23 protein-coding genes are annotated in these 23556 nt (G+C 62.1%); 15 read left to right on the top strand and 8 right to left on the bottom strand.

Annotated features, from left to right (window positions below; genetic code table 11):
- Positions 1–90 precede the first annotated feature (90 nt).
- The 11 genes from BQ8794_RS12005 to BQ8794_RS11955 all read left to right on the top strand — a co-directional run bounded on the left by BQ8794_RS12005 (position 91) and on the right by BQ8794_RS11955 (position 11512).
- Positions 91–648, top strand: coding sequence for a TadE/TadG family type IV pilus assembly protein (locus tag BQ8794_RS12005; RefSeq protein ID WP_077377301.1), 558 nt, complete (start codon positions 91–93; stop codon positions 646–648).
- A gap of 36 nt (positions 649–684) precedes the next feature.
- The gene (locus tag BQ8794_RS12000) at positions 685–1305 is read left to right on the top strand and encodes a TadE/TadG family type IV pilus assembly protein (protein ID WP_077377298.1); all 621 of its coding nucleotides are present in this window, start codon (positions 685–687) and stop codon (positions 1303–1305) included.
- Between the two features lie 249 nt (positions 1306–1554).
- Positions 1555–2793 (top strand): phosphopentomutase, encoded by a 1239-nt coding sequence (locus BQ8794_RS11995; protein ID WP_077377295.1) that lies wholly within the window; start codon positions 1555–1557, stop codon positions 2791–2793.
- Positions 2786–3688, top strand: a complete 903-nt coding sequence (gene mutM, locus BQ8794_RS11990; RefSeq protein ID WP_077377292.1) for a bifunctional DNA-formamidopyrimidine glycosylase/DNA-(apurinic or apyrimidinic site) lyase — start codon at positions 2786–2788, stop codon at positions 3686–3688. The genes BQ8794_RS11995 and mutM overlap by 8 nt, the downstream gene beginning before the upstream one ends.
- Positions 3689–3770: 82 nt before the next feature.
- Positions 3771–4544 (top strand): enoyl-CoA hydratase, encoded by a 774-nt coding sequence (locus BQ8794_RS11985; RefSeq protein ID WP_077377289.1) that lies wholly within the window; start codon positions 3771–3773, stop codon positions 4542–4544.
- Positions 4545–4747: 203 nt separating this feature from the next.
- Positions 4748–5014 (top strand): 30S ribosomal protein S20, encoded by a 267-nt coding sequence (gene rpsT / locus BQ8794_RS11980; RefSeq protein ID WP_077377539.1) that lies wholly within the window; start codon positions 4748–4750, stop codon positions 5012–5014.
- 922 nt (positions 5015–5936) lie between these two features.
- A complete protein-coding gene (dnaA, locus tag BQ8794_RS11975) occupies positions 5937–7409 on the top strand; it encodes a chromosomal replication initiator protein DnaA (RefSeq protein ID WP_244554924.1) in 1473 nt (490 codons plus the stop codon).
- A 323-nt stretch (positions 7410–7732) separates the two neighbouring features.
- Positions 7733–8851: a DNA polymerase III subunit beta gene (dnaN, locus tag BQ8794_RS11970; protein ID WP_077377283.1), complete on the top strand. Its 1119-nt coding sequence runs from the start codon at positions 7733–7735 to the stop codon at positions 8849–8851.
- Between the two features lie 176 nt (positions 8852–9027).
- On the top strand, positions 9028–10179 hold the full coding sequence (gene recF, locus BQ8794_RS11965) for a DNA replication/repair protein RecF (protein ID WP_077377536.1): 1152 nt from the start codon (positions 9028–9030) through the stop codon (positions 10177–10179).
- A 91-nt stretch (positions 10180–10270) separates the two neighbouring features.
- Positions 10271–11026, top strand: coding sequence for a molybdopterin-synthase adenylyltransferase MoeB (locus BQ8794_RS11960; RefSeq protein ID WP_077377280.1), 756 nt, complete (start codon positions 10271–10273; stop codon positions 11024–11026).
- A 3-nt stretch (positions 11027–11029) separates the two neighbouring features.
- On the top strand, positions 11030–11512 hold the full coding sequence (locus BQ8794_RS11955) for a GNAT family N-acetyltransferase (RefSeq protein ID WP_077377276.1): 483 nt from the start codon (positions 11030–11032) through the stop codon (positions 11510–11512).
- Between the two features lie 28 nt (positions 11513–11540).
- Here the strand turns inward: BQ8794_RS11955 and BQ8794_RS11950 are convergent, their stop codons facing one another.
- On the bottom strand, positions 11541–12542 hold the full coding sequence (locus tag BQ8794_RS11950) for a 2-hydroxyacid dehydrogenase (RefSeq protein WP_077377273.1): 1002 nt from the start codon (positions 12540–12542) through the stop codon (positions 11541–11543).
- Between the two features lie 158 nt (positions 12543–12700).
- On the opposite strand from BQ8794_RS11950, the gene BQ8794_RS11945 reads away from it, so the two are divergent.
- The gene (locus BQ8794_RS11945; RefSeq protein ID WP_077377533.1) at positions 12701–13258 is read left to right on the top strand and encodes an SH3 domain-containing protein; all 558 of its coding nucleotides are present in this window, start codon (positions 12701–12703) and stop codon (positions 13256–13258) included.
- A 76-nt stretch (positions 13259–13334) separates the two neighbouring features.
- Here the strand turns inward: BQ8794_RS11945 and irrA are convergent, their stop codons facing one another.
- On the bottom strand, positions 13335–13766 hold the full coding sequence (gene irrA / locus BQ8794_RS11940) for an iron response transcriptional regulator IrrA (RefSeq protein WP_077377270.1): 432 nt from the start codon (positions 13764–13766) through the stop codon (positions 13335–13337).
- 230 nt (positions 13767–13996) lie between these two features.
- Between irrA and fabA the strand changes: the two genes are divergently transcribed.
- From fabA to fabI, 3 genes are all read left to right on the top strand, one after another.
- Complete coding sequence (gene fabA / locus BQ8794_RS11935; protein WP_023802127.1) at positions 13997–14515, top strand: 3-hydroxyacyl-[acyl-carrier-protein] dehydratase FabA; 519 nt, start codon at positions 13997–13999, stop codon at positions 14513–14515.
- A gap of 128 nt (positions 14516–14643) precedes the next feature.
- On the top strand, positions 14644–15864 hold the full coding sequence (gene fabB, locus BQ8794_RS11930) for a beta-ketoacyl-ACP synthase I (protein ID WP_077377267.1): 1221 nt from the start codon (positions 14644–14646) through the stop codon (positions 15862–15864).
- Between the two features lie 12 nt (positions 15865–15876).
- On the top strand, positions 15877–16689 hold the full coding sequence (fabI, locus tag BQ8794_RS11925) for an enoyl-ACP reductase FabI (RefSeq protein ID WP_077377262.1): 813 nt from the start codon (positions 15877–15879) through the stop codon (positions 16687–16689).
- 40 nt (positions 16690–16729) lie between these two features.
- Here the strand turns inward: fabI and BQ8794_RS11920 are convergent, their stop codons facing one another.
- The 6 genes from BQ8794_RS11920 to rbfA all read right to left on the bottom strand — a co-directional run bounded on the left by BQ8794_RS11920 (position 16730) and on the right by rbfA (position 23452).
- Complete coding sequence (locus BQ8794_RS11920; RefSeq protein ID WP_077377259.1) at positions 16730–17743, bottom strand: class I SAM-dependent methyltransferase; 1014 nt, start codon at positions 17741–17743, stop codon at positions 16730–16732.
- A gap of 167 nt (positions 17744–17910) precedes the next feature.
- Positions 17911–20058: a polyribonucleotide nucleotidyltransferase gene (gene pnp / locus BQ8794_RS11915; protein ID WP_077377256.1), complete on the bottom strand. Its 2148-nt coding sequence runs from the start codon at positions 20056–20058 to the stop codon at positions 17911–17913.
- 404 nt (positions 20059–20462) lie between these two features.
- The gene (gene rpsO / locus BQ8794_RS11910) at positions 20463–20837 is read right to left on the bottom strand and encodes a 30S ribosomal protein S15 (RefSeq protein WP_274609416.1); all 375 of its coding nucleotides are present in this window, start codon (positions 20835–20837) and stop codon (positions 20463–20465) included.
- A 77-nt stretch (positions 20838–20914) separates the two neighbouring features.
- Positions 20915–22009, bottom strand: a complete 1095-nt coding sequence (gene corA, locus BQ8794_RS11905) for a magnesium/cobalt transporter CorA (RefSeq protein ID WP_077377253.1) — start codon at positions 22007–22009, stop codon at positions 20915–20917.
- A 43-nt stretch (positions 22010–22052) separates the two neighbouring features.
- On the bottom strand, positions 22053–23015 hold the full coding sequence (truB, locus tag BQ8794_RS11900; protein WP_077377249.1) for a tRNA pseudouridine(55) synthase TruB: 963 nt from the start codon (positions 23013–23015) through the stop codon (positions 22053–22055).
- A complete protein-coding gene (gene rbfA / locus BQ8794_RS11895; RefSeq protein ID WP_077377246.1) occupies positions 23015–23452 on the bottom strand; it encodes a 30S ribosome-binding factor RbfA in 438 nt (145 codons plus the stop codon). Before rbfA ends, truB begins: the two co-directional genes overlap by 1 nt.
- Between the last annotated feature and the right edge of the window lie 104 nt (positions 23453–23556).

Genomic DNA, 23556 nt, shown 5'->3' with positions numbered 1-23556 from the left:
CCGAATCTATCGATCATCCAAACCGCACTTCAATGGGTTTGCGCTAATGCTGCCTCCGACACCCCCCTTGAGGATCGGCAGGCACGGGACATGAGCAAAGCAGGACGATCAAGCTTTTCCGCGCGCTTTCTTGGCGACCGGCGCGGCAGCACCGCTCTGGAGTTCGCGATGCTTGCGGTGCCGTTTGCGCTCCTCGTCTTTGCCATACTGGAGAGCTGCATTTCATTTGCCGGGCAAGAGGTGATGGCCAATATCACCGACGATGTCGCGCGCCAGCTACGAACGGGCCAAGTAAGGCAGGCGAACGTGACCGAGGCGACGCTGAAGACCATGATCTGCAGCCGGCTGGAGATCATGGTCGCCAAGGACTGCCCCGGATTGGAAGTGGATCTGCGCGCCTATCCGAGCTTCGCCGCCGCAGCCCAGGCGGGCTTCAAGATCCAAGACGGCGAAATCGCGCTGACCGGCACGACCCCCGCGACTTTTACGGTATCCCCAGGCTTGGCTGAATCGATAAACATGCTGCGGGTTTTTTACAAATGGCCCGTCATGACCGATTTCATGGCCAAGTCGATGGCCAATCTGAAAGACGGTAACACGCTGCATTTCGCATCGATGACCTGGAAGAACGAGCCGTTCGACGACTGAAAAACGCAAACCTCTGCGTGGGAAAAGGACTAGAGCATGGGGCGTGCGGGGGCACATATGGGAATCGCTGGGATCTGCACGAAAGCCATCCGGTTCTGCCGCGATCGCCGCGGTGTCGCCGCGGTTGAGTTTGCCTTCATCGTGCCCGTCCTGCTGATCATGTACTTTTTGACCATGGAAGCCTCGCAAGCCATCGAGACCAGCAAGAAGGTCAGTCGCATCGGCAGCATGGTGGCGGATCTCGTCACCCAGCAGCAGACCATCACGCCAGCCGAACTCGATGCAATCATGCAGATCGGCGACTCCACCCTTCAGCCGTACAACCGATCGACCCCGGAAATCACCATCACCGCAATAAAGGTCACGAATGAGCCGACGCCGCGGGTGCTGGTCGCTTGGTCACGCAAGATGGTCGGCGGTGCCTTCAGCGCCGGCGCCGCCGAGAACTCCGTCACCACGGTAGAACCGACGCTCAACGTCAAGGGCACGTTTCTCATTCGCGTCGAAAGCAATCTCGCATACGAGCCGATCATCACCTGGTCGGCGGACAGTGAAAAGCGGCTTGGCTTTAGTTCGGCTTTCAACTCGATATCGATGGGCGAAACTTATTATCTCAGGCCCCGCAGGAGCCCGACGATTACCTGCGACACCTGCTGAAACGACGGCACCCGACTCCGATCGCCATTGCTGTCGGTCGTTTGCCTGACACTGTCGCACGATGGCTGCGGATCCTTCAACGCATGTAGCATGTGAGTTCCCGCTCGTTTTTCGTCGATCCACGCCGATGCCGGCGATAATTCTACCATCGCGCCCGGTCTTGCGAACAGCGCTGGTTCCGAATTGCCAATGCCCGCACGGCCGCCTATGTCTGGTCGGACAGACAAACGATAATAATGAACCCCTGCAATGGCGCGCGCCTTCCTTTTTGTTCTCGATTCCTTCGGCATCGGCGGCGCGGCCGACGCCGAGCGCTATGGCGACACCGGTTCCAACACATTCGGACACATCGCTGGAGCCTGCGCGGAAGGCCGGGCGGATCGCGAGGGGCTGCGCAAAGGCCCGCTTTTCGTACCCAACATGCTCTCGCTCGGTCTGGGCCACGCGGCGAAAACAGCGACAGGATTCTGCTTCGACAGCGGCGGCAAGGCCCTGCTTGCCTCCGCCTTCCACGGCGCGGCGCAGGAGATTTCGAGCGGCAAGGACACGCCGTCAGGCCATTGGGAAATCGCCGCCTTGCCGGTCCGCTTCGACTGGGGCTATTTCCCGGACACGGTTCCCGCCTTTCCAGCCGAGCTGACCGAAGCGATCATCCGCGAAGGAGAGGTGCCGGGCATTCTCGGCAATTGCCATGCTCCGGGCACCGAGACCATCGAGCGGTACGGCGAGGAGCATGTCCGCACCGGCAAGCCGATCTGCTACACTTCGGTCGATTCCGTCCTGCAGATCGCCGCGCATGAAGTTCACTTCGGCCTGGAACGGCTCTACGAATTCTGCAAGGTGGTGCGCAGGCTGGTCGATCCGCTGAACATCGGACGGGTGATCGCACGGCCTTTCATTGGGGAAACCGCCGCCAGCTTCGAACGGACGCACAACCGCCGGGACTATTCGGTGCCGCCGCCCGAACCGACACTGCTCGACCGGCTGACGGCGCGCGGCAGCCGGGTCATCGCGATCGGCAAGATCGGCGACATCTTCGCCCATCGCGGCATTTCGGAAGTGCGCAAGGCCGCCGGCAACATGGCGATGTTCGACAAAGCGCTCGGCGCGATGGATGACGCGGGCGACGGCGATCTCGTCTTCGCCAATTTCGTCGATTTCGACACCGAGTTCGGCCATCGGCGCGACGTTGCCGGCTATGCCGCCGCCCTCGAGGCCTTCGACCGGCGGCTGCCGGAGGCGCTTGCACGGCTCAAGGCAGGCGACCTTCTCATCCTCACGGCCGACCATGGCAACGATCCGACCTGGCACGGCACCGATCATACGCGCGAACGCATTCCGGTGATCGGCACCGGACCAGGCTTTGGCGGCGACATCGGGCTTAGAACGACGTTCGCCGACATCGGTGAAACCGTCGCCGAGCATCTTGGGTTGGCACGCGGCCGTCACGGCACCTCCTTCTATAAAGAGATAGGCGGCCATGCCTGAGTTGCCTGAGGTCGAAACGGTGCGGCGGGGCCTGCAGCCGGTTCTGGAAGGCGCCCGCATCGCCCGCGTCGAGGCGCGCCGGCCCGATCTGCGCTTTCCGTTTCCCGAAAAATTCCTGGAGAGGCTGACCGGCAAGACGATTACGGCGCTCGGCCGCCGGGCCAAATACCTGACGATGCATCTCGAAGGCGGTCCGGTGCTGATCTGCCATCTCGGCATGTCGGGTTCGTTCCGCATCGAAACGTCCAATGACACGCCCAATAGCAGCGAAATGCTGGGCGCGTTTTATCATGAGCGCCCGAAGAGCGCGGTGCACGACCATGTCGTCTTCCATATCGTCTCTCCCCAAGGCGCCCGGTCCCGGGTGACCTTCAACGATCCGCGCCGTTTTGGCTTCATGCTGTTTTCCGAAGGAGCGCCTGACACGCATCCGATGCTGGCGGGGCTTGGCGTCGAGCCGACAGGCAATGCGTTGGACGGCGAGCTGCTCGCCTCGCTGCTGAAAGGCCGGAAGTCGCCGCTAAAGTCAGCACTTCTCGATCAGCGGCTGATCGCCGGGCTCGGCAATATCTATGTGTCGGAGGCGCTGTGGCGTGCCGGCCTGTCGCCGTTGCGCGAGGCGGGTACCATCGCAAAGCCGGGAAAGAAGGCCAAACAGCAGCGCGACGCCCTGGCCGAAGCAATCCGAGCGGTGATCGCTGATGCGATCGCCGCCGGCGGATCGTCGCTGCGCGACTATGTGCAGACCGACGGGTCACTGGGCTATTTCCAGCATTCGTTCGCGGTCTATGATCGCGAGGGCGAGGCCTGCTCCAAGCACGGCTGCGGCGGCCATATAGAGCGCATCGTGCAAAGCGGGCGTTCCACCTTCTATTGCCGGAGCTGTCAGTTGTGACTTAGGTGCGGGTGTGAGCCAGGTGCCGGGTGTGAGTTGGACGCCTGCCGCAAGTCAGATGACCGAGTGAGGAGATACAGTCATGGCTTATGAAACGATTATCGTGGAAACCCGCGGCAAGGTCGGGCTGATCACGCTGAACCGGCCGAAGGCGCTCAATGCGCTGAACTCGCAGGTCCTGGCGGACGTGGTCGCGGCCGTGAACGGCTTCTGCGCGAATGCCGACATCGGCGCGATGGTCATCACCGGCTCCGAAAAAGCCTTCGCGGCAGGTGCAGACATCAAGGAAATGCAGGCGATCTCCTATGTCGACGCCTATGTGCAGGATTTCTTTATCGGCTGGGAAGAGCTCACCCGGGCGCGCAAGCCTGTTATCGCGGCGGTGGCCGGCTACGCGCTCGGCGGCGGCTGCGAACTGGCGATGATGTGCGATTTCATCATCGCCGCCGACAACGCCAAGTTCGGCCAGCCCGAGATCACGCTCGGCGTCATGCCGGGCATGGGCGGATCGCAGCGCCTGACGCGTTTCGTCGGCAAGTCGAAGGCGATGGACATGTGCCTGACCGGACGGATGATGGATGCGGCGGAAGCCGAGCGTTGCGGCCTGGTGTCGCGTGTCGTGCCCGCCGGCGAGCTGCTCGAGGAGGCGTTGAAGGCGGCGGCCAAGATAGCCGATTTTTCGCTGCCGTCAGTGATGATGGCGAAAGAGGCCGTCAACCGCGCCTATGAAACGACACTGGCCGAGGGGCTGCGGTTCGAGCGCCGGCTGTTTCACTCATTGTTTGCGCTCGATGACCAGAAGGAAGGCATGGCGGCCTTTGTCGAGAAGCGGAAGCCAAATTTCTCGAACCGGTAGCCAAATTTCTCGAACTGGTAGATGGGGACGACATCGGCCGGAAGCGAGCGACAGCAGCGGCCAAAAAGAAGGCGAAGCAGCGTTGACGTGCCGGAAAAGCTGAACTATAAGCCGCACCAACCGAGGCGGCCCTGTGGCTGCCCGTTTGTTTTTTGCGCCTTGCGGCATCCCGCATGCGCCCACCAGATCAGAAGAGAGGCATCATGGCCAATACCTCCTCGGCCAAAAAGGCAACGCGCAAGATCGCCCGCCGCACGGCGATCAACAAGAACCGCCGCTCGCGCGTGCGGACCTACATCCGCCAGGTCGAAGAGGCGCTCGCCTCGGGCGACAAGGCTGCCGCGCAGGCTGCTTTCAAGGTGGCTGAGCCGGAATTGATGCGCGCCGCGAGCAAGGGCGTGGTGCACAAGAATACGGCATCCCGCAAGGTGTCCCGCCTGGCCCAGCGCCTCAAGGTGTTGTCGGTCTAATATACCTTTACTAAACTTGTCGTTTTCAGACCCGGCCGCTCGTGCCGGGTTTTTTCGTTTGCCGGCAAGTACTTAAAAAGAAAGCCCGCAAGCAACACTCCGCACGATTTCGAAGCTCGAAATGCTTTGCCGGCATATACATGCCGGCTGACAGGCGCAGCGGCTGAAAGCGTTCATGGCGAAAATCTCAACTGTCGAAAATCACCTTTATCTTTCAAAAGGTTGCGGACGGTCATCCACAGCTTGTTCACATCAGGTGCGAGGGATGAGGGACAATTGTCTGTCAAGAAAATTATTTCATAAAATTTCGGGCGGTGTGACCTTTTTCACATTCTCCGGAAAAGGGTTTGAATCACAATGGGTTTGTCAAAACAAGCCAGTGCAACGCAGGCTTCGAACCCGGTTGCGCTAACCACATTCCTTAAAAATCCGTTAGTCGTGGCCTTGCCCTATCCACAGCGATTTCGCTAAGGTCTGTCTATCGAGAGGGACGGGCCGTTGGCCCTTAACCCAGCCCAGCCTGAATCGGCCAGCACAAAAGTGGCAGAATTCATGACGCGGATCATCTCCGCGTACGGGTTTGGTTTGCCTTTTCGATACGGTAGGGGAATGGCGTAATTGTACATGGCAGATCAATGACGCGCCGGCGTTTCGCCGGGCGGATTTGTATTGCCCTGACATGACCAAAGCGGGCTGGCTCCGAGGAGCCGGCGCCGGTTCCCTGACAATGAGGCGACATCATCTGCCGGCGGCGGCGATGGTGTCGCTGCGAGGACACGGTCGCCGGAAACATGGATGCAGGAGGCGCATTCCCGGCGGAAAAAGGTACAAAAGGACAAGGAACTCGATCATGCAGAGCGGCATCGAAAGGGAGCTTACGGGCGACCTCCCATTCCCTGGGACCTTAACCGGAGGGGACGCCATGTCGGCTTCCATCGACGCGGAACAAAAGTTCGACCGGGTCAAGGCCCAGTTGAAAGCGCGTCTGGGAACCGAAGTCTATTCGAGCTGGTTTGGGCGCATGAAGGTCGCCGAGGCGTCCCGGGGCATTGTCCGCATCTCGGTGCCCACCGCCTTCCTGCGCTCGTGGATCAACGGCCACTACCTCGACCTCATCGCCGAGCTGTGGAAACACGAGGATCCTGAAATCCTCAAGATCGAGATCGTCGTGCGCACCGCTACCCGTCCGGGGCGCAACGGCGTAGAGCCCGAAGTGGCGCCGGTCCGCAAGATGACCAGGCAAGCGCAAACGGCGCTGGCCGCGGGAACAGCGGCCCCCGGCAGGGTGGAGCGGGTACCGGCACCTCGCCCGGGAATGCCTGCCGAAACCGAGTTCCGGCACAATGTGCTCGGTTCGCCGCTTGACCCGCGCTACACGTTCGGCTCCTTCATCGAAGGTCCGTCAAACCGGGTGGCCTTCGCCGCCGCCAAGGCGGTGGCGGAATCGCAGTCGAGCGCGGTGCGCTTCAATCCGTTGTTTCTGCACGCGACGGTGGGGCTGGGCAAGACGCACCTGCTGCAGGCGATCGCGGCGGAATCGCTGAAGCAGAATCCGAAATCGCGCGTCGTCTATCTCACGGCCGAATATTTCATGTGGCGGTTTGCCACCGCGATCCGCGACAACAATGCGCTGACGCTGAAGGAACAATTGCGCGACATCGACCTCCTCATCATCGACGACATGCAGTTCCTGCAAGGCAAGTCGATCCAGCATGAATTCTGCCACCTGATCAACATGCTGCTCGACAGCGCCAAGCAGGTGGTGGTCGCCGCCGACCGGCCGCCGTCGGAACTGGAATCGCTGGAGCCCCGCGTCCGCTCGCGCCTCAACGGCGGCGTCGCGCTCGAAATGTCGGCGCCGGATTTCGCCATGCGGATCGGCATGCTCAAGCTGCGCCTTGCCACCGCCAAGGCCGACGATGCATCGCTTGACATCTCGGAAGAGATCCTCAACCATGTCGCTCGCACGGTGACCGGCAGCGGGCGTGAACTCGAAGGTGCGTTCAACCAGCTTCTGTTCCGCCAGTCGTTCGAACCGCAGATCACCATCGACCGCATCGACGAGATCCTCGGCCATATCTATCGTTCGGGCGAGCCGAAGCGGGTGCGCATCGAGGACATCCAGCGAATCGTCGCGCGCCACTACAATGTGTCGAAGACGGAACTTCTGTCCAACCGGCGCACCCGCACCATCGTCAAGCCGCGGCAGGTCGCCATGTACCTGTCGAAGGTGATGACACCGCGCTCCTTGCCGGAGATCGGGCGGCGTTTCGGAGGCCGCGATCACACGACGGTGCTGCATGCCGTGCGCAAGATCGAGGATCTTTCAGGCGTCGACAACACGCTGGCGCAGGAGCTCGAACTGCTAAGAAGACTGATCAACGATCAGGCCTGACCGGCCCGAAAAAAACAAGGCGTGTCGCGTTTGGGTGGCTGCGACGCGCTTGAAATTCTTGTTTTTATGCATGTTGTTGCCGCACAACCTCTGCACACCCTCGGGTCAGTCCGAGGGCATGCTTTTGGGCGACAAGCATTGGCTTGCGGGCTTGCCCAGTTTTACACTAGGAAAGCCCGTGTAACCGCCACGAACCGGTAGCGCGGGCTTGCGTTCACGGGTTTTTTCCTGTCAGTTTGTGCAGATTCTGAGCCTGTTCAGACCTTTCGCGGGTTGCCGCTTGCCGGAGACCCGCTCATTCATTCAAGCGAGCCTGTTTCGTCATGCGTGTTATCCTGGAACGGTCAAATCTCCTGAAGTCGCTCAACCACGTTCATCGCGTGGTCGAGCGGCGCAACACCATACCGATCCTGTCGAACGTGCTGCTGAGCGCCGAAGGCGCCACCCTTGAAATGAAGGCGACCGACCTCGACCTGGAGGTGACCGAAGCCACGTCCGCCAAGGTCGAGCGCGGCGGCGCGACGACGGTTCCGGCGCATCTGCTCTACGACATCGTGCGCAAGCTCGCCGACGGCGCGGAGGTCATGCTGAAGACCGACGAGGACGGCAACGCCATGACGGTGACCTCGGGCCGCTCGAGCTTCCGTCTCCAGTGCCTGCCGCAATCCGATTTCCCGGAGCTTTCGGCCGGATCGTTCTCGCATATCTTCCGGCTCGATTCGGTCGCGCTCAAGGGCCTGATCGAGAAGACCCAATTCGCCATCTCCACCGAAGAGACGCGCTACTACCTGAACGGCATCTACCTGCACACGCATGACGCCGACGGCAAGCTGAAGCTGCGCTCGGTGGCGACCGACGGCCATCGGCTGGCGCGCGCCGAGATCGACGCGCCGGCAGGATCGGAAGGCATGCCGGGCATCATCATTCCACGCAAGACCGTCAGCGAATTGCAAAAGCTTGTCGACGACCCCGATGTCGCCGTGACCACCGAACTGTCCGACACCAAGATCCGCTTCACCATCGGCAGTGTCGTTTTGACCTCGAAGCTGATCGACGGCACCTTCCCGGACTATCAGCGGGTGATCCCGACCGGCAACGACAAAAAGCTGATCATCGACCGCCAGAGTTTCGCCGCCGCCGTCGACCGCGTCTCGACCATTTCGTCCGAACGCGGCCGGGCGGTGAAGCTTTCGATTGGAGAAGGCCAGGTCACGCTTGCAGTCAACAATCCGGATTCAGGCAGCGCCACCGAGGAACTGGCCGCGGATTATTCGTCCGACGCGATCGAAATCGGCTTCAACGCCAAATATCTGCTCGACGTCGCCGCCCAACTGACCGGCACGGAGGCAAAATTCATGCTGGCGGATGCCGGCTCGCCGACGCTGATCCACGACATGGCCGACGAAACCACGCTCTACGTGCTGATGCCGATGCGGGTCTGATGCATGTCGCGCAAAAGCGTGCCCTCGGGCTTGAACCGAGGGTGTGCAGCGGTTTTGCGATAATGACATGCATAACAACAACCTAACCCGGGCTAAAGCGCGTCGCATGAGGCTGGTCAAACGCGGCGCGCTTTAGGCCCGAACGAGGCCATCTTGCTGTCATGACCGGAGTTGCGATGCAGCCTGAGCGCGACCAGCCAACTCATATAAGTAATCTGTCGCTTACCAATTTCCGCAATTACGCAACACTGTCGATCGGGCTCGATCCCGGGGCCGTGGTGTTTTCCGGTGACAACGGCGCCGGCAAGACCAATCTCCTGGAAGCGATTTCGCTGCTGACGCCGGGGCGCGGCCTACGCCGAGCCCCTTATGCCGATGTGGCACGCGAGGGCGGCGATGGTGGCTTCGCGCTGCATGCCCGGCTCGATGGACCTGACGGCCCGGTCGAGATCGGCACCGGGATTTCGGGCGGCGACAACGTGGGCGATGGCGGCCGGCGAGTGCGGATCAACGGCGCGGCCGCGCGCTCGGCCGACGATATGCTCGAATGGCTGCGCGTCGTCTGGCTGACGCCGGCGATGGATGGTCTGTTTTCTGGCCCGGCCGCCGACCGGCGGCGCTTCCTCGACCGCCTGGTGCTGGCGATCGATCCCGGCCACGGCCAGCGCGCGCTCGACTATGAAAAAGCGATGCGCGGCCGTAACCGACTGCTTACGGAAAATTCACGCGACGGCGCCTGGTTCGATGCGATCGAGACGCAGATGGCCGAAACCGGCGTGGCGATTGCCGCGGCACGTGCCGAACTGGTGCGCCTGCTCGCCGCCATGATCGACAGGCTGCCGGGCGACGGCCCGTTTCCGCAAGCCGATATCGGCCTGTTCGGCGAACTGGAAGGCGAGGTCGCCAACTCGCCAGCGGTCGATGTCGAGGAACGGTTTCGCCGCACCCTTGCCGAAGGCCGTGATCGCGACCGCGCCGCCGGGCGCACGCTCGACGGTCCACACCGTTCGGATCTCGTGGTGCGGCACCGGCAAAAGGCGATGCCGGCCGAACTCTGCTCGACCGGCGAGCAGAAGGCGCTGCTGGTCGGCATCGTGCTGTCGCATGCAAGGCTGACGGGCGAGATGTCCGGCATGACGCCAATCCTGCTGCTCGATGAGATCGCAGCACATCTCGACGGCGGCCGACGCGCCGCACTGTTCTCGATCCTGGAAGAGCTGAACTGCCAGGCTTTCATGACGGGAACCGACGCGGCGCTGTTTTCCAGCCTCAAGGGACGGGCGCAGTTCCTGACGGTTGACCACGGCACGGTTGGGCCAACGGTCTAGATCTTTGTTCATACATGTCGTTATCCCAACTGCTTTGGGCGACATGCATTAGCCCCCTGACAAGATTTTTCCCTCACTATATGGTCCGGCGATGACCACAGCCGCCCTCACCGACGAAGAACTTGAACGCTACGCCCGCCACATCGTGCTGCCCGAAATCGGCGGGGCCGGCCAGCAGAGGTTGAAACGTGCGCGGGTTCTGGTCATCGGCGCTGGCGGGCTGGGTGCGCCGGTGCTCGAATATCTGGCGGCCGCCGGCGTCGGCACGCTCGGCATCATCGACGATGACACTGTCTCACTGTCAAACCTGCAAAGGCAGGTGATCCACGGCACCGACACAGTCGGCATGGCGAAAACCGGCAGCGCCAAGGCGGCGATCGCCCGCATCAACCCCCACGTCGCCGTGGAGGAGCATAATCTCAGGCTGACGGCGGACAACGCCCCTGCCCTCGTCGCCCGCTATGATGTCGTCGTCGACGGCTCCGACAATTTCGAGACACGTTATGCCGTGGCCGACGCCTGCGCGGCGGAAAAACGACCATTGGTGCATGCCGCTGTCGGCCGCTTCGACGGCTCGGTGACGGTACTGAAACCGTTCGAGACCGGCACGGATGGCAGGCCGAATCCGAGCTATCGCGATCTTTTCCCCGAGGCGCCGCCGCCTGGACTGGTGCCGTCCTGCGCCGTCGCCGGCGTGCTCGGCGTGCTGACCGGTGTTATCGGCACATTGCAGGCCATGGAGGCGATCAAGCTGATCGCCGGCATCGGCGAGCCGCTGGTCGGCCGGCTGCTGCTTTACGATGCGTTGGCGGCGCGCTTCGACACGATCCGCTACAAGAGCAGCTAGATTTTGGGCAGCCTGGTTTCCGTCGCGCAGCTTCCGGCCGATTTCGACCGTTGGGACGAGGTGCTGGCGCTGATCATGGGCGCCTTCGCTGCCATGAACGGCGTCATCGATCCGCCATCCTCGGCGCATCGGCTCACGGTCGAAAATCTCCGGGACAAGGCCCGGCAAGAGACGGGCTTTGCGGCGCTGAAGGACGGCAGGATTGTCGGCTGCGTTTTTGTCCTGGAGCGGGCCAGAGATTTCTATGTCGGAAAGCTCGCGGTCGAACCGGACTTTCAGGGACAAGGCATCGCCAGGCGGCTGATGCAAGCTGTCGAGGACCTCGCGCGCAACCGCGGCAAGCCTGCGATCGAACTTCAGACGCGGATCGAACTGACCGGAAATCACGCGGCCTTTGCCCGCCTTGGCTTTCGCGAAACGGAACGGACGGCGCACAGAGGCTATGACCGACCGACCTCGATCACCATGCGCAAGGTGCTTTCGTAAGTCTGCGCTGACTTAAGATGGCAGCCGGTCACGTCCGCAGCGGCAGTACGCGATCCGGCGGCCGATGGCCATCGAAGAAGGCGCGGATGTTGATGATCACCTTCTCGCCCATGTCGATCCGGCCTTCGAGCGTCGCCGACCCCATATGCGGCAACAGCACGACCTTGCCCTTGGCGGCGAGCTTTAGCAATTTGCTGTTCAGCGCCGGCTCATGCTCGTAGACGTCGAGCCCGGCGCCGGCGATCTTGCCGTCCTGGATCAGCTTGACCAGAGAGTCCTCGTCGATGATGTCGCCGCGCGCCGTGTTGACGATGTAAGCGGACGGTTGCAGAAGCGCCAGCCGCCGCGCCGAAAGCAGATGGAAGGTCGCCGGCGTCGACGGACAATTGACCGATATGATGTCCATGCGGGCTAGCATCTGGTCGAGGCTTTCCCAATAAGTCGCCTCCAGTTCGTCCTCGACCGCGGACAGCACGCGATGGCGGTTGTGATAGTGGATCGACAGGCCAAAGGCCTTGGCCCGCCGGGCGACGGCGGTGCCGATGCGGCCCATGCCGACAATGCCGAGGCGTTTGCCCCAGATACGCCGGCCGAGCATCCAGGTCGGCGACCAGCCGGCCCATTTCTTGTCGCCGGTCAGCACATTGGCGCCTTCCGCCAGCCGCCGCGGCACCGCCAGCATCAGCGCCATGGTCATGTCGGCGGTATCTTCTGTCAGCACGTTCGGCGTGTTGGTGACGGTAATGCCCTTCTTCGCTGCTGCCGCCACGTCGATCTTGTCGACGCCGTTGCCGAAATTGGCGATCAGCTTGAGGTTGTCGCCGGCCTGGGCGATCAGCGCCGCGTCGACATGGTCGGTTATGGTCGGCACCAGCACGTCGGCTTCCTTGACCGCCGCGACCAATTCCGGCTGCGTCATCGGCCTGTCTTCGACATTCAGCCGGGCGTCGAACAGCTCGCGCATGCGGGTCTCGACCGGGTCGGGCAGCTTGCGCGTTATGACGACGAGGGGCCTTTTTCTGCCTACCATTGTTTCCTCGAACCCGACCTCGTTGAGACCTCTTTAACCAAGACAGGCGAAACTGGAGGCCGGTCGCGGTGCCAGTTCTCCATGTAACAAGAGGTTCCGCCGAAGACAAAGAAAAAGGGGCGCCAAGGCCGATGAGCCGGCGCCGAAAGGGAACGAAAGTGTCTGGTTTCGCGTCGCTCCGCCTGGCCCTCAGCGCAGCATTTCTCGGCGCTCTGCTTTATTCCCCGGATGTGGCGGCACAGAATGCGGCAGCACCGACCCAGAGCGTCACGCTCGGGCCGAGCGGCCTGCCGTTGCCGCGCTTCGTCAGCCTGAAGGCTGGCCGCGTCAACTCTCGCGTCGGACCAGGCGTCAACTATTCCGTCGACTGGATGTATATGAAGCCCGGCCTGCCGATGGAGATCATCCAGGAATTCGACACCTGGCGTCGTGTGCGCGATGCCGACGGCTCGGAAGGCTGGATCAACCAATCGCTGCTTTCAGGTCGCCGCACGGCGATCGTAGCACCCTGGCAGCGCGGCAAAGATGCCCGAATCAACCTACTCGACGACCCGCAAAAGGACGCCAGCATCGTCGCAATCATCGAGCCGGGCGCCATGGGCACGATCAAGTCCTGTGACGGCCAGTGGTGCGAAATGACCTTCAATGGCCACACCGGCTGGCTCGCCCAGTCGCTGGTCTGGGGCGCCTATCCGGGCGAACGGGTAAAGAACTGACCTCTTTCTTGTCGGTTCGGGATCATGAGAGGCCGATACAGGCGAGACGGTATCTCGCGGCCTCATGAAACGCCGATCACTCGCAGCGTTTCGGGCGCAGCCTCACCACGATATCGACATTGGCGATCTCCATGCCCTCCGGCGGCTCCGGCAGGTTGGAAACCGTGACAGGACCGCTGGCGATGTCGAAGATCCTGTTTTCGCCCTCAATGTAGAAATGATGGTGATCGGAGGTGTTGGTGTCGAAATAGGTCTTCGACCCCTCGACGGCCAGGATGCGCAGAAGGCCCGCCTGGGTGAATTGATGAAGGGCGTTGTAGACGGTGGCGAGCGATACCGGCACGCCGGCGGAGATCGCCTCCTCGTGCAGTTCCTCGGCCGACAGATGGCGGTCGCCTTTGGCGAAAAGCAGATCGGCCAGCGCAATGCGCTGGCGCGTCGGCCTCAGGCCAGCTTCGCGAACCCGCTTGTCCACAGCGTCATTTTCCTTCCGGCAGCCCAGATCCATCTATCCGTCCAAGCTCAAGTTTCGCCTCAAGACCTGTCCAGAACGGCAAAAAACGATACTGGACATCCCCCGACATATATTCTGTCGGCCGAATACGATCAATAGCGCGCATTGACCCCGGCAGGCGGGCAGGTTAAGCGCAAACGCCGGTTTCCGGCCGGAAATAGATTGTGTTAGGAAACCAACGACAAGGGCGCGCTACCGCCCGGACGATTAGGGGGACGAGATTGATGGCGGTTTCGAAATCCAGCTACGATTATGAGGAACTGCTTGCCTGCGCCCGCGGCGAGCTGTTCGGACCTGGAAACGCCCAGCTCCCCTATCCGCCGATGCTGATGTTCGACCGCATCACCGAAATCAGCGAGACGGGCGGCGCCTTCGACAAGGGCTTCATCCGTGCAGAATTCGACATCAAGCCGGACCTGTGGTTTTTCGCCTGCCACTTCATCGGCAACCCGATCATGCCGGGGTGCCTGGGCCTCGACGCCATGTGGCAACTGACCGGATTCTACCTCGGCTGGCTCGGCGAGCCGGGCAAGGGCATGGCGCTGTCGACCGGCGAAGTGAAATTCAAAGGCATGGTGACGCCGTCGGTCAAGAAGGTAGAATATGGCGTGGATTTCAAGCGCGTGATGCGCGGCCGGCTGGTGCTGGGTATCGCCGATGGCTGGCTGAAGGCGGATGGCGAACCCATATACGCAGCAACGGATCTCAAGGTGGGTCTGTCCAAGCAATCGGCCGCCGCCTGACCGGCGCCTGCGCAGCGCCGCGAGTCCGCGGGAGGCGCAAAGGAAGCTGTAGAACTTAATTTGCGCATCCTTGTCCGGCAGGTTTCGGTCCGGCAGGTTTCGGGTTCATGCGCTGGAAGGAGTTGCGAATGAGACGGGTCGTAGTGACAGGCCTCGGCATCGTGTCGTCGATCGGCAACAATGCCAACGAGGTGCAGGCCTCGCTCCATGATGCCAGATCAGGCATCAGCCACTCCGATTCCTTCGCCGAACACGGCTTCCGCTGCCAGGTCTGGGGAGCGCCGACGCTCGACCCCTCGGCGCTGATCGATCGCCGCGCCATGCGCTTCCTGTCGCAAGGTGCGGCCTGGAACCATGTCGCCATGGACCAGGCGATCGTGGACGCTGGACTTGGCGAGAACGACATCACCAATGAGCGCACCGGCATCGTCATGGGATCGGGCGGACCATCGACCAGAACCATCGTCGAAGCCGCTGAAACCACGCTCAAGAACGGCAGCCCCAAGCGCATCGGCCCGTTCGCCGTGCCGAAGGCGATGTCGTCGACCGCTTCGGCGACGCTCGCCACCTGGTTCAAGATCCACGGCGTCAATTATTCGATCTCTTCGGCCTGCTCGACCTCGGCGCATTGCATCGGCAATGGCTACGAACTGATCCAGTGGGGCAAGCAGGACATGGTCTTCGCCGGCGGCCATGAGGATCTCGACTGGACGATGTCTGACCTGTTCGACGCGATGGGCGCCATGTCCTCCAAGTTCAATGACCGGGCATCGGCTGCCTCGCGCGCCTATGACGTCGATCGCGACGGCTTCGTCATTGCCGGCGGCGCCGGCGTGCTGGTCCTGGAAGAGCTCGAGCACGCCAAGGCGCGCGGCGCAAAGATCTACGCCGAGGTCGTCGGCTATGGCGCGACCTCCGACGGCTACGACATGGTGGCGCCCTCGGGCGAAGGCGCGGTGCGCTGCATGCGGCAGGCGCTGGCGACCGTCTCTTCGCCGGTCGACTACATCAACACGCACGGCACCTCGACGCCGGTCGGCGACTCCAGGGAAATGGGCGCGATCCGCGAGGTGTTCGGCGACAAGATGCCTTTCATCACCTCGACGAAATCGCTGACCGGCCACTCGCTGGGTGCGGCCGGCGTGCAGGAATCGATCTACTCGATCCTGATGATGCAAGGCGGCTTCATCGGGGAGAGCGCCCACATCGAGCAGCTCGATCCGGAATTCGAGGGTATGCCGATCGTGCGAGAGCGCATCGACGATGCCAGGATCGACACTGTCTTGTCCAACTCGTTCGGTTTCGGCGGCACCAACGCAACGCTGATTTTCCAGCGCTATTCCGCATAAGGACTGCCAGCCATGGACGGATTGATGAAGGGCAAGCGCGGGCTTGTCATGGGTGTCGCCAACGACCATTCGATCGCCTGGGGCATCGCCCGGAAACTGTCCGAACATGGGGCAGAACTCGCCTTCACCTATCAGGGCGAAGCCTTTGGGCGCCGCGTCAGGCCGCTCGCCGACAAGCTCGGCTCCTCGCTGGTCGTCCCTTGCGACGTCGAGGACAGCGCATCGGTTGCCGCTACCTTCGAGACCTTGGGCGAGGCCTGGGGCGGGCTGGACTTCGTCGTCCACGCCATCGGCTTTTCCGACAAGAACGAGCTGAAAGGCCTTTACGCCGACACCAGCCGCGACAATTTCGTCCGCACCATGGTCATCTCCTGCTACTCCTTCACCGAGGTCGCCCGCCATGCGGCCGCGTTGATGAAGGGCAGCGGCTCGATGATCACGCTGACCTATGCCGGTTCGGTCCGCGTCATGCCGAACTACAACGTCATGGGCGTCGCCAAGGCCGGGCTTGAAGCCAGCGTCCGCTATCTCGCCAACGACTACGGCCCGCGCGGCATCAGGGTGAACGGCATATCCGCCGGACCGGTGCGGACATTGGCCGGCGCCGGGATTTCCGACGCACGCCACATGTTCTCCTACCAGCAGCGCAACTCGCCGCTGCGCCGCACAGTGACCATCGACGAAGTCGGTGGTTCGGCGCTCTATCTGCTGTCCGATCTGTCGTCGGGCGTCACCGGCGAAATCCACTATGTCGATTCCGGCTACCATATCGTCTCGATGCCGGCGCTCGACGAGCTGAAGCGGACCGACAGCGGACGGGAATAATTCGGCCGCAAAAGATGCCTTGGTCCCCGTGACCCCGGTTTCAGCGGCGCGCCGCGAAAACCTTGAACATGCCGTCGCGGGCGATCTCGGCATGGCTGGAGAAGGCGGCCGCCAGCACCGGCTCGTAGGGAAGCTGGCGGTTCGCCACCATGAACAGCCGCCCGCCCGGCTTCAGCGCCTTTGCCGCGGCGCGGATCATGCCGGCGCCGATCTCGGGCTCGGCCGCCCGGCTGCGATGGAAGGGCGGGTTCATGGCGACGGCGTCATAGCGCCGCTCGACCGGCTCGCTCAAAAGATCGATCCAGAAGAAATCGGGTTCCGCCGCTGCATTGCCGATATTGCCTTTGGCCGCCTCCAGCGCATCGAACTCGGCCTCGTAAAGATCGAGCGCCGATATGCCAGGTGAGCGGGCGGCGACCTCGGCCGCCACATAGCCCCAGCCGGCGCAGAAATCGGCAACGCTGCCACGCAGGTCGCCGGGCAGGTTGTCGACCAGCAATCTCGAACCTGCATCGATCTTGTCGAAAGAAAACATGCCTGGTGCGGTGCGGAACCGATCCTCGACCAAAAGGGCTGGATTGGCGGCGCGAAGTGCCGCTGCGACCGCAGCATCGGCAGGTCGATGAAACCAGAAGGCGATGCCGTGATGTTTCGGCAAATGGCCATCGAGCGGCACAAGCTCGTCGATGCGCTTGCGCAGGCTGGCAATGCCGTCGTCCTTGGCGCCGGCGACGACAATCGATCCGCCCGGCCTGACACACTCAACCGCCTCGGCGATGCGCAATTCGTTCTGCCCGCGATGACGGCTGGCAAGCACCAATGCCGCATCGAAACCTTCGCCCTCCAGGCGCGGCGTGACGGTGAAACCGGCCCCCTGCAGCGCGCGAAAATGCGGCCGAAAGCCTTGCACCAGATGCAGTGCTGCATCAAAACCTTCGGGCAGGCGGAAGCCCGGCTCAGCGCCCAGAAAGAGGACACGCTCGCCCTTACGCGGCAAGGAAACAGCCTCGGCCTCGAACGGATGGAACAGTGTCTTCAGCGGCTCGGCGGACATTTTTCGATCTCGAAGTGCAGCTGGATTGCTTTTGAAACGAAACGGGCGCGACCTTCCGGCGCGCCCGCTTCAACTGTGCTGCTTCGCATCAGCTCGGAAAGCATGATGCGGACATTAAGGCTTTAGAGCTTTGTGCGTCCAATTGGACGCACGTCGCTCTAAATCGCTCAGGCGGCGTCTTCTTCGCCGTCGGTCTTCTTGTCGCGGGCGATTTCCTTGCCGGTGGTCTGGTCGACGACCTTCATCGACAGGCGGACCTTGCCGCGTTCGTCGAAGCCCATCAGCTTGACCCAGACCTTGTCGCCTTCCTTGACGACGTCGGAGGTCTTGGCGACGCGATCATTGGCGAGCTGCGAGATGTGGACGAGGCCGTCACGCGGACCGAAGAAGTTGACGAAGGCGCCGAAGTCGGCGGTCTTGACGACCGTGCCCTCGTAGATCTCGCCGACTTCCGGCTCGGCGACGATGGTGTGGATCCACTTCTTCGCCGCCTCGATCTCCTTGGCGTTGGAAGAAGCGATCTTGACCGTGCCGTCGTCCTCGATGTTGATCTTGGCGCCGGTCTTTTCGACGATCTCGCGGATGACCTTGCCGCCCGAGCCGATCACGTCGCGGATCTTGTCGGTCGGGATGTGCATGACCTCGATGCGCGGCGCGAATTCGCCGAGTTCGGCACGCGCGCCGGACAGCGCATGGCCCATTTCGCCGAGGATATGCTGGCGGCCGTCCTTGGCCTGGTCCAGCGCGATCTTCATGATCTCCTCGGTGATGCCCTCGATCTTGATGTCCATCTGCAGCGAGGTGATGCCATTGGCGGTGCCGGCAACCTTGAAGTCCATGTCGCCGAGATGATCCTCGTCGCCGAGAATGTCGGAAAGGACAGCGAAGCGCTCGCCTTCCTTGATCAGGCCCATGGCAATACCGGCGACTGGCTTGGCCAGCGGCACGCCGGCATCCATCAGCGCCAGCGAGGTGCCGCAGACGGTGGCCATCGACGACGAACCGTTGGACTCGGTGATCTCCGAAACAACGCGCAGCGTATAGGGGAACTGGTCTGATGTCGGCAGCATCGGGCGGATCGCGCGCCAGGCGAGCTTGCCGTGGCCGATTTCGCGGCGGCCGGGCGATCCCATGCGACCGGTTTCACCGACCGAATAGGGAGGGAAGTTGTAGTGAAGGAGGAACTTCTCCTTGTACATGCCGGTCAGCGAATCGACATACTGCTCGTCCTCGCCGGTGCCGAGCGTGGCGACGACCAGCGCCTGGGTCTCGCCGCGGGTGAACAGCGCCGAGCCGTGGGTGCGCGGCAGGACGCCGACTTCTGAGACGATCTTGCGAACCGTTTTCAGGTCGCGGCCGTCGATGCGCGAACCGGTATCGAGGATGTTCCAGCGCACGACCTTGGCCTGGAGCTCCTTGAATACGGTGCCGATCTGCTCGGACGTATACTTGGCTTCTTCGCCTTCCGCGGGCGCGAACGCAGCCTTGACCTTCGCCTTGACGGCGTCGACGGCGGAATAGCGCTTCTGCTTGTCGGTGATCTTGTAGGCATCGCGAAGCTCGCCTTCGACGATCTTCAGCATCTCGGCTTCAAGCGCCGAATAATCCGGCGCGGTGAAGTCACGCGGGTCCTTGGCGGCGACTTCTGCCAGCTTGATGATGGCGTCGATCACCGGCTGGAAGCCGCGATGGCCGAACATGACGGCGCCGAGCATCAGATCCTCGCCGAGTTCCTTGGCTTCGGACTCGACCATCAGCACGGCGTCGGAGGTGCCGGCGACGATCAGGTCAAGCTTGGATTCCTGCATCTCGTCGACATGCGGATTGAGCACATATTCGCCGTTGATGTAACCGACGCGGGCGCCGCCGATCGGGCCCATGAAAGGGACGCCGGACAGCGTCAAAGCCGCCGAGGTGGCGACGATCGACAGGATGTCCGGGTCGTTTTCGAGATCATGCTGGACGACAGTGACAACGATCTGCGTGTCGTTCTTGTAACCGTCAGCGAACAGCGGGCGGATCGGACGGTCGATGAGACGGGAAACCAGCGTTTCCTTTTCGCTCGGACGGCCTTCGCGCTTGAAATAGCCGCCCGGGATCTTGCCGGCGGCATAGGTCTTTTCCTGGTAGTTGACGGTCAGCGGGAAGAAATCGAGGCCGGGCTTCGGTTCCTTCATCGAAACGACGGTGGCGAGAACCTTGGTTTCGCCGTAGGTGGCGAGCACCGCGCCGTCGGCCTGGCGCGCAATCTTGCCGGTTTCGAGGATGAGCGGACGGCCGCCCCATTCGATTTCCACTTTGTGGTGATTGAACATGTCTTGTCCTTCATATGCGGAAAGGGCCGCGCCATTTCACTGTGCGCGAATACCCCTTTCCCTTGGCTTCGTTTCTCGGGCAGTCACGGGCAAGACAACGGGAAGCTCGGGTAAATCCGGCGCTGTGCCGCGCGAGCATCCTGCAATCCTGCCCCATGACCGTCCATGGGCGGTTTCGAACGGCCCTGTGCTATCTCGAAACCGGGTCTGGCCAATCGATCCGACTGGCCTTGCGCATGACCCGAAAACCGCGGCTCTCGGAATGCCTTGCGCAAATTCAAAGTTTCAGAGCGTCCTATGTACGCGTCCAAATCGAAGCGCGGCGCTCTACTTCCTTCATTGGAGCAATGGACTGCTCCAATGCGCGACCGGCGGGCTCTCGAAAGAACCCGCCGGTCAATTCGTCAACGGCGCAGACCGAGCTTCTCGATCAGCGTCTGATAGCGCGCGTCATCCTTGCGCTTGAGATAATCAAGCAGGCTGCGGCGCTGGGAGACGAGAGCGAGCAGACCACGGCGGGAATGGTTATCCTTCTTGTGGTCCTTGAAATGGTCGGTCAGGTTCTTGATGCGCTCGGAAAGGATGGCCACCTGGACTTCCGGAGACCCGGTATCGCCCTTGGCGGTTGCGAATTCACCCATCAATTCCTTCTTGCGCTCGGCAGTAATCGACATCGTGTTTTTCCTTATCTGTTTGAGGAAACGGGACGCCCTCGGCCGGGATGTCGTCCAGCAGGGGCCGGTACAAGCAACGTGGCATTGCACGATGCTGCGGCGCATATAGTGCAATTCAGGCAAAAACACCAGCCCAATTCACAAGCCGGCTTTTTGCTGCACAAACGAAGATTTCGCTTCGGCTAAAGCCACTTCTTCCATCTGAAGAAAGCTATAAGCCCGAGCGCGACAACAGTCATGAACACCAGCGCTGCCGGATACCCGTATTGGGCCTTCAGCTCCGGCATGTTCCATGGCGAGGCTTCGGGATCGAAGTTCATGCCCCACACGCCAGCGAGAAAGGTGAGCGGGATGAAGATCACCGAGACGATCGTCAGATAGCTGATGACGTCGCTGGTGCGTGCCTGGCTCAGCGACAGATGCATCTCGATCAGACCGGTCAGCATGTCGCGCTGGGTTTCGACTAGCTCGATAAGCCGAAGCGAGTGATCGAGCGTGTCGTTCAGGAAGATCTTGGTCTCGGGCTTCACATAGGGCACGTCGTTGCGGATCAGCGTCGCCAGCGCGTCGCGCATCGGCCAAAGTACCCCCTTCAGCACATTGGCGTCGCGCCGCAACTCGTGAAGCCGCCGCATCTGGTGCTTGTCCGCCGCACGCAGCATCTGGTCCTCGATGCTGTCGACCAAGTCGCCGGCAGCCTCGATCGGCGGGAAATAGCTGTCGACGATGGCGTCGATCAGCGCATAGGCGAGATAGTCGGCACCGCGTGAGCGCAGCCGGTTGGGCATCGAGCTTTCGATGCGCTTGCGCACGGGATCGAACGGATCGCCTTCGCGCTCCTGGAAGGTGACGACGAAGTTCCTGCCGAAGAAGACCGCGATCTGCTCGTAGCGATGCGCGGTGACGTCGTCGATCATCCTGACGACGACGAAGGCATGGTCTTCGAAGAAATCCACCTTCGGCCGCTGGCCGGTGTTGACGACGTCCTCCAGCGCCAGCGGATGCAGGCTGAAAATCCGGCCAATCTCCTCGATCAGCGGGATGTTGGCGAGACCGGTGCAATCGAGCCAGATGACCGGCCATGCGTTGCAAAGAGCATTCAGGTCGTCGATGCTGGCATTTTCGATTGTCTCGAATTTGTCGGGCGACATCAGTGTCAGTCGCAGTTCGCTGCGCCGCGCCGCAGGGTCGGCGATCAGTGTGCCCGGTGATGCGCCGATCGGCGGCCGCCGTGCTGTCACCGGCGCCCGCTTCCTGATCGTCTCGGCCTTTGCCATGTGCCCCTCGAATGTACCTCTGATCGAGATTAGACGACGGGACTCACCCGGCAAAGACCCGCTTCGGCTTGAACATGCCTTGCTCGATGGCGCCGATGGCGACCAGCTTGCCGCGCGCCGTGGCGCAGGCTTCCTCGGCTTCCACCGGCGCGTCGCGGCCACGGATGATGACCGGGTTGCCGAGGCGGATTTTTGTTGCCGCGTCGTCGCTGATCGCGATCTGCGGCAGGCAGTCGAGCGCGGCTGATGTGTCGACCAGAAACGCGTCGATGGCGTCGAAGTCGACCGGCACCATGTCCGCTGAATCCGAACCTTCATCGCCCTGTTCGCCGAAGCGGGCGGCTTCCAGCTCGGCGATGGTGACGAAGTCTTCCTGCGTGAACGGCTCGACCTCGATCCGGCGCAGTTCGGCGATGTGACCGAAACAGCCGAGATCGCGGCCCATGTCGCGGGCCAGCGAGCGGACATAGGTGCCCTTGCCGCATTCGACCTCGAAAATGGTGCTGTCAGCATTGTGCTCGATCAGGTCGAGGCGGCCGATCTCGACTTCCCGCGCCGGAATGTCGACCGTCGCGCCGTCGCGGGCAAGATCATAGGCGCGCTCGCCTGCGATCTTGATGGCCGAAAATTGCGGCGGCGTCTGCATGATGACGCCGGTGTATTTCGGCATCAGCAAAAGCACATCGGCTTCAGCCGGACGCTGGTCGGAGCTTTTCGTCACCGGCCCTTCGAGGTCATCGGTCGAACGCTCCTCACCCCAGGCAACCGTGAAGCGGTAGACCTTGGCGCCATCCTGGACATAGGGCACGGTCTTGGTTGCTTCGCCGAGCGCAATTGGCAGCATGCCGGAAGCAAGCGGGTCGAGCGTGCCGGCGTGGCCGGCCTTTTCCGCCTGGAACAGCCATTTGATCTTGGACACGGCTTCGGTCGAGCCCATGCCGACGGGTTTGTCCAGCACCAGCCAGCCGGAGATCGGCCGACCCTTCTTCTTGCCCCGACGCGCCACTATTTTTTGTCCTTGTCGTTGTCTTTGTTCTGGTCGCCAGTCTGGGCGTCTGGGGTGAGATCGCGCGCCACTTCCGGCGAGTGCAACAATTCGTTGATCTTCTGGAAATTGTCGTAGCTGGTGTCGAGCCGGAAGCGGAATTCCGGCATGTACTTCATCTGCCGGAGCGCGCCGGAAACGCGGCCGCGCACGAATTTCGCATGCTTGTTGAGCGCCTCGACCACCGCATCGGCATCACTGGCGCCAAGCGGCGAGACGAAGGCGGTGGCGATCTTCAGATCGGGCGACATGCGCACCTCCGAGACCGAAACCACCGAATTCTCGATCAACGGATCGAGGATCTCGCCACGTTGCAAGGTTTCAGACAGCGCATGACGCACCTGCTCGCCGACGCGAAGCATGCGCTGGGATGGACCTGACGTGGTTGAACGCGGCATTTTTCTCTATCCTGAAATCGTGAGGCACGGGATAGGACCGTGCCGCATGTCTCATATGCTTTAGAGCCTGATCCATCCGATAAAAATCGGATGGATCAGGCTCT

Origin of the sequence: Mesorhizobium prunaredense, assembly GCF_900156895.1 — a bacterium.
Taxonomy (GTDB): Bacteria; Pseudomonadota; Alphaproteobacteria; order Rhizobiales; family Rhizobiaceae; genus Mesorhizobium; species Mesorhizobium prunaredense.
Note: the sequence above shows the minus strand (reverse complement) of the source record. Positions and strands in the feature narration are given on the sequence as shown.